This is a genomic window from Acinetobacter sp. YH01003, assembly GCF_013420525.1.
Taxonomy (GTDB): domain Bacteria; phylum Pseudomonadota; class Gammaproteobacteria; order Pseudomonadales; family Moraxellaceae; genus Acinetobacter; species Acinetobacter towneri.
The window spans coordinates 113,762-131,730 of sequence record NZ_VOXY01000003.1 but is presented as its reverse complement, the minus strand read 5'-3'; the positions used below and the strand labels follow the sequence as shown (position 1 = coordinate 131,730).

General features: G+C 43.4%; 15 protein-coding genes. 2 read left to right on the top strand and 13 right to left on the bottom strand.

Going from position 1 to position 17,969, the window contains the following annotated elements:
- Window positions 1-2 precede the first annotated feature (2 nt).
- The 5 genes from FTT70_RS05005 to FTT70_RS04985 are packed head-to-tail and all read right to left on the bottom strand — an operon-like array spanning window position 3 to window position 5,120.
- Window positions 3-2,138, bottom strand: a complete 2,136-nt coding sequence (locus FTT70_RS05005; protein WP_165492511.1) for a type IV pilus secretin PilQ — start codon at window positions 2,136-2,138, stop codon at window positions 3-5.
- Window positions 2,139-2,198: 60 nt separating this feature from the next.
- The gene (locus FTT70_RS05000) at window positions 2,199-2,723 is read right to left on the bottom strand and encodes a pilus assembly protein PilP (RefSeq protein WP_179997195.1); all 525 of its coding nucleotides are present in this window, start codon (window positions 2,721-2,723) and stop codon (window positions 2,199-2,201) included.
- Window positions 2,723-3,430 (bottom strand): type 4a pilus biogenesis protein PilO, encoded by a 708-nt coding sequence (locus tag FTT70_RS04995; RefSeq protein WP_004974463.1) that lies wholly within the window; start codon window positions 3,428-3,430, stop codon window positions 2,723-2,725. The genes FTT70_RS05000 and FTT70_RS04995 overlap by 1 nt, the downstream gene beginning before the upstream one ends.
- Window positions 3,427-4,062 carry a PilN domain-containing protein gene (locus tag FTT70_RS04990; protein WP_004974461.1) on the bottom strand — a complete coding sequence of 212 codons (636 nt, stop codon included), beginning with the start codon at window positions 4,060-4,062 and terminating at the stop codon, window positions 3,427-3,429. The genes FTT70_RS04995 and FTT70_RS04990 overlap by 4 nt, the downstream gene beginning before the upstream one ends.
- A complete protein-coding gene (locus FTT70_RS04985) occupies window positions 4,062-5,120 on the bottom strand; it encodes a pilus assembly protein PilM (protein ID WP_004974460.1) in 1,059 nt (352 codons plus the stop codon). Before FTT70_RS04985 ends, FTT70_RS04990 begins: the two co-directional genes overlap by 1 nt.
- A gap of 169 nt (window positions 5,121-5,289) precedes the next feature.
- On the opposite strand from FTT70_RS04985, the gene ponA reads away from it, so the two are divergent.
- Window positions 5,290-7,842 carry a penicillin-binding protein PBP1a gene (ponA, locus tag FTT70_RS04980; RefSeq protein WP_180168357.1) on the top strand — a complete coding sequence of 851 codons (2,553 nt, stop codon included), beginning with the start codon at window positions 5,290-5,292 and terminating at the stop codon, window positions 7,840-7,842.
- Between the two features lie 69 nt (window positions 7,843-7,911).
- Here ponA and FTT70_RS04975 read toward each other — a convergent pair whose 3' ends face one another.
- The 8 genes from FTT70_RS04975 to FTT70_RS04940 all read right to left on the bottom strand — a co-directional run bounded on the left by FTT70_RS04975 (window position 7,912) and on the right by FTT70_RS04940 (window position 17,128).
- A complete protein-coding gene (locus FTT70_RS04975; protein ID WP_167846384.1) occupies window positions 7,912-8,715 on the bottom strand; it encodes a putative RNA methyltransferase in 804 nt (267 codons plus the stop codon).
- A gap of 71 nt (window positions 8,716-8,786) precedes the next feature.
- Complete coding sequence (mraY, locus tag FTT70_RS04970; RefSeq protein WP_019836136.1) at window positions 8,787-9,905, bottom strand: phospho-N-acetylmuramoyl-pentapeptide-transferase; 1,119 nt, start codon at window positions 9,903-9,905, stop codon at window positions 8,787-8,789.
- Window positions 9,906-11,315, bottom strand: a complete 1,410-nt coding sequence (murF, locus tag FTT70_RS04965) for a UDP-N-acetylmuramoyl-tripeptide--D-alanyl-D-alanine ligase (protein WP_180168356.1) — start codon at window positions 11,313-11,315, stop codon at window positions 9,906-9,908. It lies immediately after the preceding gene.
- A gap of 9 nt (window positions 11,316-11,324) precedes the next feature.
- Entirely contained in the window at window positions 11,325-12,818 is a 1,494-nt protein-coding gene (locus FTT70_RS04960; protein ID WP_180008885.1) for a UDP-N-acetylmuramoyl-L-alanyl-D-glutamate--2,6-diaminopimelate ligase, read from the bottom strand.
- 10 nt (window positions 12,819-12,828) lie between these two features.
- Window positions 12,829-14,652, bottom strand: a complete 1,824-nt coding sequence (ftsI, locus tag FTT70_RS04955) for a penicillin-binding protein PBP3 (RefSeq protein ID WP_180005753.1) — start codon at window positions 14,650-14,652, stop codon at window positions 12,829-12,831.
- A 12-nt stretch (window positions 14,653-14,664) separates the two neighbouring features.
- Window positions 14,665-14,994, bottom strand: coding sequence for a cell division protein FtsL (gene ftsL / locus FTT70_RS04950; protein WP_373683414.1), 330 nt, complete (start codon window positions 14,992-14,994; stop codon window positions 14,665-14,667).
- An 11-nt stretch (window positions 14,995-15,005) separates the two neighbouring features.
- A complete protein-coding gene (rsmH, locus tag FTT70_RS04945) occupies window positions 15,006-15,917 on the bottom strand; it encodes a 16S rRNA (cytosine(1402)-N(4))-methyltransferase RsmH (RefSeq protein WP_096901290.1) in 912 nt (303 codons plus the stop codon).
- Window positions 15,918-16,114: 197 nt separating this feature from the next.
- On the bottom strand, window positions 16,115-17,128 hold the full coding sequence (locus FTT70_RS04940) for a sulfate ABC transporter substrate-binding protein (RefSeq protein ID WP_179997200.1): 1,014 nt from the start codon (window positions 17,126-17,128) through the stop codon (window positions 16,115-16,117).
- A 504-nt stretch (window positions 17,129-17,632) separates the two neighbouring features.
- On the opposite strand from FTT70_RS04940, the gene FTT70_RS04935 reads away from it, so the two are divergent.
- Window positions 17,633-17,920: a hypothetical protein gene (locus tag FTT70_RS04935; RefSeq protein ID WP_019838212.1), complete on the top strand. Its 288-nt coding sequence runs from the start codon at window positions 17,633-17,635 to the stop codon at window positions 17,918-17,920.
- Window positions 17,921-17,969: the final 49 nt, after the last annotated feature.

Here is a 17,969-nt window from a genome sequence, read left to right as displayed (position 1 = left end):
TATTAATGATTTCTTGAAACACTGTCATTAACAATTCGTGGTGTAACAAAAATCAGCAACTCACGTTTGTTGTCCGACTTGATATCTTTACGGAATAAACGTCCGATATAAGGAATATCGCCCAAGAATGGAACTTTGGTTTGTGAGTTAGCCGTTTGTTGCTCAAAAATACCACCCAAGACCACAGTTTCACCATTATCCACCAAAACGTTGGTATTCACCGCGTTCTTGTTAATGGTGAGCTGACCTGTAGGTGTAGGTGCACCTGGTGAGTCACTGGTGATATTTAATTGCATTTGGACTTTACCGTCAGGCGTGATACTTGGGGTCACATCCAAACTTAAAGTCGCATCAATGAATTCTGTAGTAGATACGGCATTGACACCACCACCTTCAGAAGATTGATACGGAATTTGCGTACCCGATGCCACTTTGGCATTTTGCTTATCTGCAGTCAGAACTTTTGGTGTCGAAATCACTTCACCGTAACCATCTGCTTGTAATGCCGACAACTCCAAATCGAGCATAAAGTCAGACAAGCTGATTAAACCAAATGCAATACGGCTGGCACCTGGACTGGTCACACCCAAATCGACATTCAGGTTTTGTGGACGTTCAATTTCGTACTTCCAACCACCCGTATCACTATCTTTTTCTGGTTCACGCAAGTTCCACAAAGTCGTATCGCTACCACCCACCAACAAGTGGTTATTATTGGTAATCCCTTGTGACAAGATGCCCCACTTCACCCCCATTTCCTTGGTGAAATCTGTGGTTGCACGAACAATACGTGCTTCAATCATCACCTGCTTCACAGATACATCTAGCAAATCAATCATTTGACGAATCTGATCAATTTTTGCCGATGTATCGTTGATGATTAAGGTATTGGTACGTGGATCTACCGACACTGTACCGCGTGGACTCAACAAGCTACCAACGCTATCGCCTAATGGATCAGTACCTGTATTGGTATTTGAACCACCACGTGATGCATTCTTGCCTTGCGTAATTAGTTTTTCAATATCTGCCGCTTTGGCATAGTTCAATTGAATATATTCAGTTTGTAGTGGCGCCAGTTTCACACTTTGCGCAATCGCTTTGGCTTCTTCTTCTTCGGCTTTAATCAATTCAGAAACAGGTGCAATCCAAATCACGTTGCCATTACGACGCTTATCCAAATTTTTGGTTTTCAGGATAATGTCTAACGCCTGATCCCAAGGTACATCTTTTAAACGTAAGGTAATGTTGCCTTGCACAGTGTCTGCTGCCACCATGTTAATGCCTGTGAAATCAGCCAATAACTGCAATACACGACGCACTTCGATGTCTTGGAAATCTAGTGAAATCTTTTTGCCTGTATAGCTTTGAGCTGCACGTGGTTTAAACGGGTTTTTATCGACAGGGCGTTTTAAGCTGATGGTTAGCTTGTCTTCTGCCTGATATGCCATATATTCATAGCTGCCTGCAGCTTGAATAGTAATCACGCCATTGCTGCCATCATTGTGTGCATCAATGGTCGATACAGGTGTTGCAAAGTCATTTACATTTAAACGACGTGCTAAATGTGCAGGTACTTTATTGCCTAAAGTACGTACCACAATTTTGCTGCCTTGCTGCTGCACATCTACAGGCGTATTGCTACCGAGTAGATCAATCACCACCTGACCTTCACCTTCACCGCCACGCTGGAAACCAATATTGGATACGCCTTGTGCGCTACGTTGAGCAGTCACGGCAGCCATAGGCGTTGCCGTAGTTGAGTTAATTTTTAAAATAAAGGTGTTGCCTTCAACACGCGTGGTAAATGCGCCCGCATCGGCCAAGTTCACAGTTAAACGTGAACGCTGTGCATCTGAGCTCACCTCTACAGAGCTGGCTTCTTTGGTTGCGACTGCAACGCTGTTTTGCTTCAGCGTTTGTTGCGCTTTATCAAAATCTAAAATCAAGCGGGAAGGTTGTTCCAGCTGATATGCAGCAGGTTGAGGTGGCAAACCATTAAACATGACACGAATTTCGGTGCCCTGTCCCGGAATTTGCATGGGTACGATGTTGGTAATGCTGACTTGGGCATTGGCAACTTGCATCACTGCCATTGCGACTGCGCCCATTGAAAACTGACGGAACAAATTGTTCATTGTATTACCATCCCCAAAAATAAAATCTTTCACACTGTTATTCATTTTTATTCCTTTAATTTATGGCGCAGGCCCAATTAAAACTAAACTTCTTGGACGTTCTACATAACCTTCACGACCATCTGGAATAATTTCGATTAAATCAATTTGTGTAGGTGTAATATTCACCACACGACCATGATTTACCCCCATATAGCTACCACGCTGGATACGCTCAATTTCACCATCAGGTGTTTGAATCAATGCCAAAATTTGACCATTTTGACGCATACTGCCTTTCATGGTCAGTGACTCAAGTGCGTAATTTTCCAGTGGTTGTAGCTGGCGAGCAAGGTTCGGATAAACGCGCTTCCCTGCCATAATTTTAAGCTCTGCCGCCAATGAACTTGGCATAAATGGGCTTTTGAGCTGGTGTGCTGCATAGTTAAAGGTTGGTGCAGGCTCAAACACAGGTGCAGGTTCAATGGGTAGTGGTGGCTGATTACGAATTTCAGCCATTTGTGCATTGACTGCATCAATCCGTGAATCACATCCCACCATCAACAAAGTTGCCATCAGAGCCAACGAAAGCTTTTCAATTTTCATTATTTCGCTCCTCCAGCATTACCCGCGGTTTGTGCATCTGCACTGCCGACATAACGATAAGTTTTTGCTTGTGCTTTATAGGTCACTTGCGGAATATCGGTTTTCTTGTCTTTATTTTCAGTCGCCACAATTTCAAAGTCGTGCATGGTCACAATACGTGGCAATGCTGCTGTACCGCTTACGAATGAACCAAAGGCATGATAATCGCCTGTCGCTTCAATTGAAATTGGCTGTTCAATAAAGAACTCTTGTTTAATTTCGTTCTCTAAACGAATGTTTTTAAACTTCAAACCTGAATTCACGCCTGTGACGTTAATATCTTCAACTAAACCTGGAATTTCAGTTTCTTTTGGCAATTGTTCAAGTTGTTGGTTAAAGTTCGCTTCCATTTCTTGTAATTGCGCTTGGTATTGCTGCAAATTACGCAATTTAGAATCTTTTTCACGGAACTCATTTAACAAGTTTTGTTCTTGTGTATGTGCTGCTGCAATGGCATCTAACTTTGGCTTGATTACGACAAAGTAACCTAAAGCTAGAATCAGGAAAATAATAAAAATCCAGCAGGTAATTTTGACCGAAAGTGGCCAAGCACCATAATTGTTAGGATCTAGGGTATTGAACTGTTGAAAAAACTTTTCAACTGTCATTTTCTTTTTCGGAGCAACAGCAGCATCCTGATTTACTTCATCAAATTCATCGAGACTCATTGTGCTGCCCCCGCTGCTGATGTTGAATTAGATTCTGTTGGTGTTACTGGAATTGCAATTTCTTCTAAATCTGAAGTTACTACAAAAGTACCGTAACTTTCCTCTACACGAGGAACCACAGAGCTTGGTGCTTTATCTTTATTTTCTTCTTTGGCTAAGAATGAATTCATAAATGCATTGCGATACCACGGCGATGCTTCCAAATTACGCAAGAATTCAGCCACAGTATTTGGACTTTCAGCCTTGCCTTCAAAAGTGAATTTATTGCCTGTACGGCTCACTTTGGTTAAGTACATATTGCTTGGTGTCACACGCACCAATTCATCCACCAAACGCACGGCAATTGGACGCTGACTTTGTAAGCCCTGAATAAGCTTCATGCGCTCAACAATAGCATTACGCTGTTCTTGCAAGCCTTCTAAAGATTTTAATTGTACATCTAGGTTTTGGTTGGTACTGATCACCAATTGATTGGCTTGTTCTTGATCTTGTAACTTCGCGTTGTAGAAGAACCACGCCAAAGCCACCAATAACACCCCAACAGCAGCCGCTGCAATACAAAATACAATAAATTCTTTTTTACGTTTTTCTCTTAGCTCATCGCGCCAAGGGAGTAAGTTAATCTTTGCCATTAATCAAAACTCCTCATTGCTAAACCACATGCCACCATCAATGACGGCGCATCACTTTCAATTCTTTTAATGTCGATTTGTGGAGAGAAGCCCATTTGTAAGAATGGATTGGCAATGGTCACACGGTAGCCCAGTTTTTGCTGCAACAACTTCGCAAGACCTGGAATATTGGCATTCCCCCCTGCCAATAAAATGTGATCAATTTCGTTAAATTGTGAAGATGAGAAAAAGAACTGCAATGAACGTGCCGCTTGTTGCACCACCGCTTCTAAGAACGGTTCGAGCACCTCTACATCGTAGTCATCTGGCAAAGTACGGCTTTTTTTCGCACGTCCTGCTTCTTCATACGACAAACCATAACGGTTTTGAATTTCTTGTGTCAGCTGCTTACCGCCAAAGGTTTGCTCGCGGGTATAAATAATTTTGTTATTTTGCAGTACCGACAAGGTGGTCATGGTATGACCAATATCCAAAATACCAATGGTGTTCACACCCATTGGCAGGGTATCGGAGAACACTTTAAAGGCATTTTCGATGGCAAAACTTTCGACATCGGCAATTTTGGCTGTCAAGCCGCCCAACTCCAATGCTTCTACTCGTGCTTCTACGTTTTCTAAACGTGTTGCAACCAGTAACACATTGACTCGGTTTGGATTGGCTAAACGGTCTGGTTGGACTTCAAAGTCTAGGCTGACTTCATCTAATGGGAATGGAATATATTGCTCGGCGTCCATACGAATTTGAACTTCACGCTCATCGCTAGTCATATCTGCATCCATTTCAATGATTTTGGTAATCACCATTGAGGTTGGAATTGCTAATGCTGCAGATGTAGATTGCGTGTTTGCTAAGTTCAATGCACGTTCAAGCGCATCCCCGACTGCTTCTGGATTGAGAATGTTTTTTTCAACCACACTGCCTTCTGGAAGTGGGACCAGCGCATAGCTCTCGACCCAGTATCTACCATTCTTAACAGAGAGTTCTAATAACTTAACAGAAGTAGAACTAATATCTACACCTATTAACCCCTTACTTGGCTTACGATATAACCTACGCACAATAGTACCATTCCTATTATTTTTTTATCCCCAAAAAAATTTAACCTACTAATCCGCGCTGGTCTATAATTTTTTACGGATACAATAATTCATCTAACAATCCGTAAATCTACTCGCTATACTGACCAGCAATTAGTTTGCTATTAGCGCTTATTAAAACGCACTTGTTATGAAAAAGCTATCTTGTTCGGGTCGTGTTCATCCATTTTTTTTGATCATAATTATAATTTTGGTCGCAATACCGATGGGTTTCTATGGCATGTATCTCTATATTGCCCCATCTTTGCCAGAAATGACCACCTTAAAAAAAGCGCCATTATTAAAACCATTGCAGGTTTATAGTGCCGATAATGAGCTAATTGCCGAGTATGGCGGCAAGCTTTCTGTGCCTGTCGATTATGAACATATTCCTGAAAAATTCATTTTTGCATTCTTAGCTGCAGAAGATTCTGCCTTTTTTGAACACAGTGGGATTAGCTTCAAAGGCTTAGGGCGCGCGTTGAGCGAGGCGGTAACAGGCTCCAATGTGCAAACTGGTGGCTCAACCATTACCATGCAAGTAGCAAAAAACTATTATCTCAGTCCTGAACGTACCTTAAAGCGTAAACTCACCGAAATCTTTTTAGCACGTAAAATTGAACAGAACCTAAGCAAAGAAGAAATTTTGACTTTATACGTCAATAAAATCTTTTTGGGTAAAAATGCCTATGGCATCGCGGCAGCTGCCAAAATTTATTACAACAAAAGCCTAGAAGAACTGTCGATTGCACAAATGGCGATGATTGCAGGCCTACCTAAAGCACCTTCGCGCTACAATCCTGTGGTGAATCCTGAACGTGCTTTGGAGCGTCGCAACTGGATTTTGGGACGTATGCTGCAACTGGGCTATATCAATCAAAATGAATATCAAAAAGCCATTGCTGAACCCATTAATTTAGATATGCCAGACCGCAGCATCAGCAATAAACATCCGTATATTGGGGAAATGGTACGTGCTGAACTGGTCAGTAAATTTGGCGAACAAGCTGTTGATTCAGGCTATAAAGTTTATACGACGGTAGACAGCAAACGTCAGATGTATGCAGAACAGGCGGTTCAAGAAGGCTTAGAAGCCTATGACCGTCGCCACGGTTGGCGTGGCGCAGAGGCACACGACAAACCGCTGAACGAGTTTCGTGCTTATGCCAACACCTACCCTGCGCAAGTCAGCAAAGTGCTGAATAATTCTTTTGAAGCGTTAATGCAAGATGGCACAACGGTTACTGTACCGTGGTCAGGTATGTCTTGGGCACGCCCCTATCGCAATGCCAACAGTGTAGGCAATGCGCCAAGTCGCGCGGCACAGATTGTAAAAGTTAAAGATATTGTCCGTTTACGTCCAAATGAAAATAAAACTGCTTGGTCATTGGTACAAGTACCAAAAGTGCAAGGTCAATTGGTCGCAATTAACCCAAATAATGGCGCCATTGAAGCGTTGGTCGGTGGATATAATTTCTATCAATCTAAGTTCAACCGTACTTTACAAGGTTGGCGTCAACCGGGTTCCACCATCAAACCTTTTGTGTATGCTCTGGCTTTAGAGCGTGGTATGACGCCACACACCATGGTCAATGACAGTCCAATCACCATTGGCAAATGGTCACCACGTAACTCCGATGGTCGTCATCTAGGCATGATTCCGTTACGTCGTGCTCTCTATTTATCTCGTAACACGGTTTCGGTACGCTTATTACAAGAAGTCGGTATTGAGCGTACCCGCCAACTATTCATGGATTTTGGTTTGCAGGAAGATCAGATTCCGCGTAACTACACCATTGCATTGGGTACACCACAAGTTTTGCCTATTCAAATGGCAACGGGCTATGCCACTTTTGCCAACGGTGGTTACCGTATTCAACCGCACTTCATTAACCGTATTGAAGATGCTTATGGCAAGGTGATTTATCAAGCCAATCCTGAATATGCGTGTATTGCTTGTATTAATTCCAAAGAACAAACGACTGAAAGCGCCGAAGCCACCACACCAGATGATGAAGTGATTGAAGTGACCAATAAAAAACTGGCACAAGCTGAACAGGATCCACAATTATTGGCAGAGCGTAGTCAGTACAAACAGGCACAACGTATTTTAAAATCTAGCTCGGCGTATGATATGTCCAATATTTTACGTGACGTAATTCAACATGGTACTGGACGTGCTGCGCTCAGAATTGGTCGTGGTGATATTGGCGGTAAAACAGGAACCACCAACGATGCAAAAGACGCTTGGTTCGCAGGTTTCAACGGCAAACTGGTGACTGTGGCTTGGGTGGGCTTTGACCAACCAACAACTTTAGGACGTCGTGAATATGGGGGGGTTGCAGCGCTGCCAATTTGGACAGACTTTATGGGCAATGCACTTAAAGGCACACCTGAAGCATGGGTCAATTTAGACAGCAAAGCCAAAGCGCCACAACGTGAACTCAATCAAATGAATGCAGAACAGAAGCAGGATTATCGTGCTTCACCGCCATTGGCACGTCCACTGTATCGACCTGCACCTGTTGCGCCAGCACGTGCGCCTGAGCGAGATTTTGACGATTTACCAGGCGAGGAAGTATTAATTCCTGACAACGCTGCACCGCCTGCCATGCAAGCGCCAAGCAACAACCCTGCTAAACCAAATGCAGCACCTAAACCTGCTCCCGATGCTTTAGAAAACTTAATTGACGAAGTCTTATAACCACAGACAAGCAGTCAGAAAAAAGCCCTCTTATGCAAAGATGAGGGCTTTTTTATGGGCTATTCAAACTTATTTTTTCTGAAACAGATAAATTTGATGCTGTGCTGTCACGTCAAACTGGGTTCGCTGTTCCAATGCCTGACGGCGCTCTGCTTTGGCTTTATAGGCATAAGGTGTCATAGCAATTAAATGAATTAAATCGCTTTGATTGAGCTGCAACGGCGTTTCCACTACGCTAGCATCGACTAAATCAAAGGCATCTTGTAATTGAACGATAAATTTTTCAGGTTCATGCGGCTTCACTTCTTCAAACAAAGCTTGACGCATCGCCAATAAATGCTCAGGCGCAGGCGTTACTACCAACAAATAGCCTTGTGGCTTTAAAACCCGCAAAATTTCCTGTTGTGGAATTGGGCTAAACAAGCTGGTACATAAATCAATACAATGTTCTAAAACAGGCAAAGTTGCCCCTGTCCCCACCACCCAAGTCACTGCGGGATTCAGTTTCGCCGCCACTTGTACGGCATTCTTGGCAATATCCACCCCGACACACTGCAACACTTCGCCTTGCATGGCTGCGGTGTAATAGCCTTCACCACAGCCAATATCCAACAAATTTTCGATGCGTAAGGTGCGAATTTTTTGCACCACTACCTGTTGCAAGGGCGCATAATGCCCTGCACTTAAAAATGCGCGACGTGCCTGCACCGAAGCAGGTGTATCCCCCGGATTTTTACTGTGCTTATGCTGCACCACATGCAAATTGACGTAGCCTTGTTTCGCAACATCATAGCTGTGATTGCTGGCACAACGCCACGTTCGATCATGCAGTTGCAATACCTGACGACACACAGGACACATCAGCAAATTCATCATTTTCTCCAGAGTGAACCACATAAAAAAGTCGGCGAGTGCCGACTTTTAAAATTTTCGGTTGGATAGGCTTAACGTAATTTTAAAGTCATTAAACCTAAAACCACCAGCATAATTGTGATAATCCAGAAGCGAATCACCACTTGAGTTTCACGCCAGCCTTTCTTTTCATAGTGGTGATGCAACGGCGCCATTAAGAATACCCGTTTATTGCGCATACGTAGTGAACCAATTTGCAGGAATACCGAAATCGCTTCAACTACAAACACCCCACCCATAATCGCAAACACGATTTCCTGACGTACCATGACGGCAATCGTACCCAGCATTGCCCCTAAAGACAGTGCACCGACATCGCCCATAAAGACTTGTGCTGGATGCGCGTTATACCACAGGAAGGCCAAGCCTGCTCCAATCATCGCGGCACAAATCACCACCAACTCAGACGCATATTTCACATAAGGGATATGCAGATAATCGGCAAAACGAACATCCCCCGCCAAGTAGGCAAATACGCCCAAACCTGCTGCAACTAATACGATTGGCATAATTGCCAAGCCATCTAAACCATCAGTCAGGTTCACCGCATTTGAGGCACCGTTAATTACCAAATAGGTAAAGATAATGAAGCCAATACCGAGTGGAATCAAAGACAATGGAATGCTGAAATCTTTAAAGAATGGAATCAACACATCCAACATATCTGCGGTTTGTGCAGGATTTGGCTGTTGTGTTGCAATCACATACAACGCAATACCCGCCCCCAATGATGCTACCGAAGTCCAGAAGAATTTTTTACGCGCAGGCAAACCCGCATTGTCTTTGTAGCGAATTTTAATCCAGTCATCTGCCCAGCCTACAGCGCCAAAAATGACCATGACCGCCAGTACAATCCAGACGTAAGGGTTAGATAAATCTGCCCATAATAGGGTCGAAATACCAATGGAAAGCAGGATTAATACCCCGCCCATGGTTGGCGTACCCATTTTTTTGGCATGCCCTTCAGGTGCATAAGAGCTGACTGCCTGACCGTATTTTAATGCTTGCAGTTTACGAATCATCACAGGGCCTAGCACCAAACCGATGCCAAGCGCAGTCAATACACTCAGTAATGAACGTAATGTTAAATAACGAACCACCTGAAACGAGCTGTTATAGCCCGCCAGCTGCTCAAATAACCATAACAGCATTTAAATTTTCTCCATCAATGCAGCCATCAACGTTTCCATATGGGTATAACGAGAACCTTTAAATAGGAAACTCATGGACTGAGGTTGATGTGTTTTTACCAGATCAATTAAAAACGGCAAGGCTTGTTCTTGAGTGACAAAAGCCTGTAATTTTTTTCCATATTGGGTACTACGTGCACCTTCTTGGGTCGCTGGTGCAAATTCACCAACTGCCACCACAAAGTTGATGCCACGAATAGACACCAAATCACGCCCCAACATATAGTGCTGTTGTGCTGCGCTATTGCCCAGTTCGCCAATATCACCGATCACCATAACCCGCACACCTGTTTGCTGTGCAAGGACTTCGCCTGCAGCACGCATAGAGGTTGGATTGGCATTATAGGTGTCATCAATAAATAAATGCGTGCCTTGCTGAATAAAGTTCAAACGACCTTTTGCCCCTTGTACCTGCTCCAAGCCTGCAACAATATCATCTAAACTCACACCAATTGCCAGTGCAAAAGCGGCAGCAGCCGTGGCATTTTGTACATTGTGTTCACCTGCAAATGGCAAGTGAATTTGACGCACCCCTTGCGTGGTATTTAAACAAAAACGTGCTGATTGTGGCTGAAGCTGAATGTCTGTCGCAAACACATCACCGCCTTCACCAAAACTTAGACACTGTTCTGACTGAACCGCTTGCTGAATCTGTTCAGCAAAATCATCGGCAGCAGGGACAATCGCTGTACCTTGCGAGGCAATATGTGCATAAATTTCAGACTTGGCCCGACAAATACCATCACGCCCACCAAACTCACCCAAATGCGCAGTACCAATATTGATAATGCCTGCCACCTGCGGCTGCACCAAGTTTGAGGTGTAATCGATTTCACCTTGATGACTGGCGCCCAATTCCATCACTGCATATTGATGGCTAGCATTCAACTCCAATAACATCATCGGCACACCCAAGTCATTATTCAGGTTGCCACGGGTAATTAAAGTCGGTGCCAAACGTGACAAAATACTACCGAGCATTTCTTTAGTGGTGGTTTTACCGCTACTGCCTGTTAACGCAATCACTTTTAATTGAGGATGTTGCTGACGACGAAATGCGCCCAAGTGTCCTAAAGCTAAACGGGTATCAGGCACGACCAATTGGCAAATATCTGCGTCTACAGGCTGGCTGACAATTGCCATAGAACAGCCCTGAGTCGCTACTTGTGCCACAAAATCATGCGCATCAAAACGCTCACCTTTTAAAGCCAAAAAGGCATCGCCTGCTTCAGCATGGCGTGAATCGGTTAAAATACGTTTAATCTCGCCTTGCGGTGCTTGCCCATTGAACCAATAACCCTGTGTTGCCTGTTTGAGTTGTTCGGCAGTCCAAGGTTCTAAAATTGCGGTACTGGTGGTGGAAGTGTGCATACAAATTCCTTATTGGGCAGGATAAGCAGAAGGTGAACAATGCTGTGCATCTATCGCAGATTGCACTTCAACCACATCGTCAAACCAGTGTCTTACCCCATCTATTTCTTGATAATTTTCATGACCTTTGCCTGCAATCAAGACAATATCGCCTGACTGTGCATGTTTGACTGCATATTTAATCGCTTCACGACGATCATGAATTTCATGGCTCTGTGCCACCGACAAATCGACACCTGCCTGCATATCGGCAAAAATTTGCAAAGGATCTTCAGTACGTGGGTTATCTGAAGTCAAAAGCACAACATTGGCATAGTCCAATGCCGCTTGGGTCATCAGTGGGCGCTTACCACGATCCCGATCTCCACCGCAGCCAAACACCGCCCAAAGCTGTGCGCTAACATGGCGTTTTAAGGTTTGCAACACTTGAATTAGGGCGTCTGGCGTGTGTGCATAATCCACCACAAATAAACGCTCTGCATCACGCAACACTTGCATACGCCCCGGTGCGCCTTTGAGTTGTGCAGTCGTGTGTATTAAATCCTGTAATGCAAAACCTGCTTGCTCTGCTGCGATTAAACTTGCGACCAAGTTTTCAACATTAAAATGTCCGAGCAACGGACTTTGCACCACATATTCTGCCGTAGCAGTTTGTAGATGGAAACGTACACCATTCAGACTGTATTCAATCTGCTGTACTTGATAGTCTGCCGCTTGCTGCGTGGAATAAGTCAAAATTTTCGGTTGCGCAGGGTTCTGTTGCGCCGCTTGCAACATGATCCCAGCATATTCATCATCTAAATTGACAATTGCAACTTTTAAACTGGCAAACTGAAACAGCATGGCTTTGGCTGCAGCATATGCCTCTAAAGTACCGTGATAATCCAAATGGTCACGACTCAGGTTGCTATATACCGCAATTTCAATATCGCAGCCATTTAAGCGCCCTTGCTCCAAGCCATGTGAACTGGCTTCAATTGCGGCAAATTTTGCCCCTTGTTGTGCATAGCTGTATAAAGCATTTTGCAGTTGCAAGGCATCTAAAGTGGTATGTGTTGAAGCTTCCAAATTGGGCAAAATTCCGTTGCCTGTGGTGCCCATGACTGCACAGCGTTGAGCTTGCAACATCAACAATTCAGCAATTAAGCGGGAAATGGTGGTTTTACCATTGGTACCCGTGACTGCAAGCATACGCGCTAAAGGTACAGGCTGTCGTGCTTGTAAATATTGTTTTTGCCACTGTCCCATGCGCTGACGCACATCTGGCACCACCAAATTATTGGCAACTGCCAGTTCAGTTTCCGAAATCACCGCCAAAGCACCTTGATCTAAAGCTGCTTGTGCAAATTGTGCGGTTTTTTCAGGCTGCGACAAACTGGTCAGGGCAATAAAAATTTGCCCTGCTGTCACATGGCGGCTGTCAAGTTGAAAGCCCTGAAAGTCTTGTATCATCCAATCTGCAACGCGGGAACTGCGATAAATATTTTGAAAGCTGATAGACATGCGTCACCTGTTATTGGATGTTGGGAGTTTCTAAAGGTTTATCTAAAGGTACGTTCATTAAACGTAAAGATTCTTGCATCACACGAGCAAATACAGGCGCTGCCACCAAACCACCATAATACTGTCCTGTTGGATTTTCCACCACGATAACCATGGCTAAACGCGGATCACTGACTGGCGCAACCCCAGCAAACAAGGCACGATATTCAGTCTGTGAATAGCCTTTGCGGTCTGCACGAAGTTTATGCGCTGTTCCCGTTTTACCTGCAACCCGATAGCCTGGAATATTGGCTTGACGTGCCGTACCACCGGGTAACGTTACGGCTTCCATCATCAGTAGAACTTGATCGGCAATTTTAGCATCAACAATTTGTTCGCCTTTAGGCTGTTCTTCTAATTTGTATAAACTCAGCGGCATTTTTACGCCTTTATTGGCAAGCATGGCATAGGCATCTGCCAATTGCAGCACAGTGGCGTTCAAACCATAACCATAAGACATGGTCGCCACTTCCGACACATTCCACTTGCTTGGCGGCAAAATTAAACCTGCACTTTCACCCGGAAATTTCACTGCAGAACGCGCACCAAACCCTAAACGCTTATAAAAAGTCGGTAAGGTTGCATACGGTAAAGATAAAGCAATTTTCGCCACACCCACGTTTGACGATTTTTGGATAATTCCCGCCAAAGTCAGTGAGCCATAATTGTGGGTATCACGAATGGTGTGATTACCCACCCGCATTGAACCACCACTTAAATTGACCACGGTATTCGGTGAATATTTGCCACTTTCCAGTGCCATTGCCACCGTCATAGGCTTCATGGTCGAACCCGGTTCAAAAGAATCCACCGCACCACGGTTACGCATGGCATCTTTATTGGACAAACTTTTTTTGTCATTCGGGTTATACGACGGCCAACTGGTCATCGCCAAAATTTCACCCGTTTTCACATCTACCGCAATTGCTGTGGCTGAACGGGCATTATTTGCCACCCCTGCTGCAGTCAATTCACGATACATAATGTATTGCAAACGTGAGTCGATACTCAGGGTAATATTTTCGCCCGGTTCAACCTCTCTCACCACTTCTGGGTCTTTGACACGGTTACCCTTTTTATCGCGCACGATTTGCTGTTCACCATCCACGCCTGCCAAGCGGGTATTTAGCTGCATTTCCAAGCCTTCAATGCCTGTGCCTTCACTATTGGTCAAACCAATAATTTGTGCATTCGGCTGTGGCTGCGGGTAATAACGCTTATAGTTTTTCTCGGTATATACCCCTTGGAAATTACGTTTTAGAATCAGCTCTGCCTGTTGCGGCGGCACTTCTTTTTGTAAAACCAAATAACGTGAACGCGGACGCTCGTTCATTTTATTTTTCAGTTCTTGGCGATCCATCCCAACTGCATCGGCAAGTTCATCTAAATTCAAGTTTTTATCTGGCAATTGACGCTGCAATTTACGACTGGTCGGATTTTTTTCCAACTCGGCTGTAATTTCTTCAAACAGTTTTTTATTGTCAAAATAATCACGTGGATCAATCACCACTTTCATTACAGGGGTACTAATTGCCAAAGGCACACCGTGGCGATCATAAATCACCCCGCGCATAGCTTTGAGCTTTTCTGTTCTTAAAATATTGGCATTGGCTTTATTTTGTAAAAAGTCATGGTTCACAATTTGCACATAAAAAGCACGTCCCACCAGTGCCACGAACACCAGCAGTACCACAGCCCACATTAAGTAAAAACGCCACATTTCTACATGAATGGCATTTTTTCCAGTTACCGATTGCTGTTTCTTTCGGGTTTGCTTTTTACGCGTATCGACCATGTGCAACTCGCCTTATTGTTGTTCTGAGGTTGTAGGCAAAGAAATCACCACAGTTTGCGGTGCGGGCGGTGAATACATACGCAGTTGCGTCACCGCACGGGTGCCAATTTGTGCAGTTGCACCAAAGGTCTGCTGTTCAATTAACAAACGCCCCCATTCGGCATTTAAGTCATCTCGCTCGCGCATATAAGAACTCAGCTCACGATAATCATGGCGATATTCAAACACTTGAAACACCACCATAATCGCGCTGATAAATACCAGCGCCAATAAAATAAAATAGGCGACCATTTTTTTCAGTCGCACTTGAGATTGATTTTTTTCAACGCTTTCAGTTTTCATTATTGGCCTTTTCAAGCTAATCGTTCTGCAACACGTAGCCATGCGCTGCGTGAGCGTGGATTGGCTTTGACTTCTTCATCACTAGCACGCACACGTGATATTTTTTTCAATCGACGCGTATCTTGTTGCTGTTGTGGCAAGCCCCAACCTGAATCTTCAGGCAGGCTCGATTCTTTTTGAATAAACTGTTTAATTAAACGATCTTCCAAAGAGTGGAAGCTAATTACAGCCAAACGACCTTCGGGTTTTAATACCTCAACCGCCTGCGGTAAGAAGTTTTCAATATCTTCTAATTCTTTATTAATCGCAATACGAATTGCCTGAAAAGTACGCGTTGCAGCGTGTTTGTTTTTTTCCCACTTCGGATGGGCAACTTTTACAATTTCAGCCAATTGTGCGGTGGTTTCAATATAACCCGCCTGTTTAATGGCTTTGGCAATACGGCGGCTATAACGTTCTTCACCATATTGAAAAATCACATTGGCTAAGGCTTCTTCTTCAATATCCACCAGCCATTCTGCTGCAGTCGGGCCTTGTGAATTGTCCATACGCATATCAAGCGGGCCGTCTTTCATAAAGCTAAAACCGCGTTCTGCCTGATCTAGCTGTGGTGACGACACGCCTAAATCGGCCATCACACCATCGACCTGAGTGACGCCCAAATCATTCAACGCTTGCTGCATATCAGCAAAACTGGCATGAATAATTTGAAATCGCGAATCTTGCTGTCCCAATTCTGCTGCCACGGCCAAAGCTTGTGGATCTTTATCAAAGGCATAAACTCGCGCCTGCGCATCCAATTTGGATAACAACAAACGCGTGTGTCCACCTCGTCCAAAGGTGGCATCGACATAAATTCCTGTATTGCGATCTGCCAACACGGCATCAACAGTTTCATGAAGTAATACAGAAATATGCGACATAAGGTTCAATCAATACAGCTAAAATGTAACTGCACATTATTACCTTGTTTTGGCAAAGCTCCAAACGTCTTTTTGTAGATAAATATTACTTTCCATAGGGAAAACCGTTTTTGACTTTTTTAAAGCACAAAAAAATCTCCGTAGAGATTTTTTTGTGTGCCAATCCAATAAAAGATTAGCCGAAAATGGATATCTGTTTAACGCTTAGTATTATAAATTTGGTCGAAAATCGCACCATTCACAAAATGTGTTTTTTGTGCATTTTCCCAGCCACCGAACACTTCATCAATCGTGAAGGTTTTTAATTTCGGGAATTGTGCTGCATATTTTGCAAGGACTTTTTCATTACGTGGACGGTAGAAATGCTTAGCCGCCATTTCCTGACCTAAAGGTGAATATAAATAGTTGATATAGCCTGTCGCTAACCATTTATTGCCATTTTTCTCTACTGTACGATCTACAATTGCCACCGAAGGCTCAGTCAAAATAGAAATAGATGGATAAACAATATCAAACTTGTCTTTGCCTAAGGTTTTTAAAGTCACAAGGGCTTCATTTTCCCAAGTCAACAACACATCACCAATGCCACGTTCAGCGAATGTGGTCATCGATGCACGTGCTGCCGAGTCCATCACTTTCACGTTGTGGTACATCTTACCTACAAATTCTTGCGCTTTAGCTTTAGAACCGCCTGGTTGCTTTTCTGCATAACCCCAAGCCGACAAATACACCCAACGCGGCAAACCACCTGTTTTCGGGTTTGGGGTAATAATTTGTACGCCCGGTTTGGTTAGATCATTCCAATCTTTAATCTTTTTCGGATTACCTTTGCGCACCATAAAGACGATGGTCGAGGTATAAGGCGCAGAGTTATGAGGAAATTCTTTTTGCCAACCCGCTTGAATTTGACCTGACTTTACAATTTCTTCAATGTCATTCGCCAATGCCAAAGTGACAACATCGCCCTTTAAACCATCGACCACAGAACGCGCTTGCTTGCCTGAACCACCATGTGATTGTTTAAAGTTGACGTCTAAACCTGTACGTTTTTTCCAGTACTGACCAAACGACTTGTTAAATTCATCATAAAATTCGCGGGTCGCATCATACGATACATTTAAAAACTGACGATCTGCAGCCTGAGCAGTCGTTGCAGCAAAACCTGTTGCCAATAGCGCAGCAGCCAATAAAGCTTTCAATTGAGTTTTCATTACAGCACACATCACCTTTAATCTGTCGCTCAATATATGCAATGCTCAGGCGCTGCGCAATTTGTAAAAAACATGCAAAAAATGATTAAATTCAAATAATTTAGCTTTAATTAATTGTTTTTAATCAATTTAATTCAAGATGCGGCGTTTATTCCAAATTTATACCTTTTTATGGATTAGATATATGAAAAGTGAATAAAACTTTGATCCGTTTTTAGACTCAACGGTAAAATAAGCGACATCACAGCAATCAAACCCGCTTCAAAACTATTTTATTGTGACTTTTGTAACAATCTTCACGATATCTCCACAGTTGTTTGTTACAACATGTTCTAAATCAAAGATCATCTGAAAAATCGGTATATAGTGAGTAAATGATGATAAAGATCTTATTAAGAGTGTGACGCAAATCTACTTTTGTTATGATTTTTGTGATTAAATATTAAAGTGATTAAAACAATTTATAAATTGTGAGTTCATTCATAAAGGAAAGGGGGAATCAAGATGAAATCTAAACTCATATGCGCAGCATTACTCACTTTAAGCACAGTCAGTCACAGTGCTGTGATCAAGTCTACTGAAAGTAAAACCCATTTAACTGCGGAAAAGGGGTCTTTAATTGAAAAAGCCCTTACCCAACAAAAACAGGCAGACAAGCAAAAGTTTGAATCAAATAATGATTTAAAAGTGCTGACTTCCATTCATGTCGCTCCAACTCAAAATTTCTTTGCCTTGCAAAATCAGCGTTTTAGCCGTTTTGTACAAGCCTTATTCCCGCAAGATAACTCATAACTCCGCATTAAATTCACTGCCTTTGATCCCCTTTTCAAATGGAGTTGAA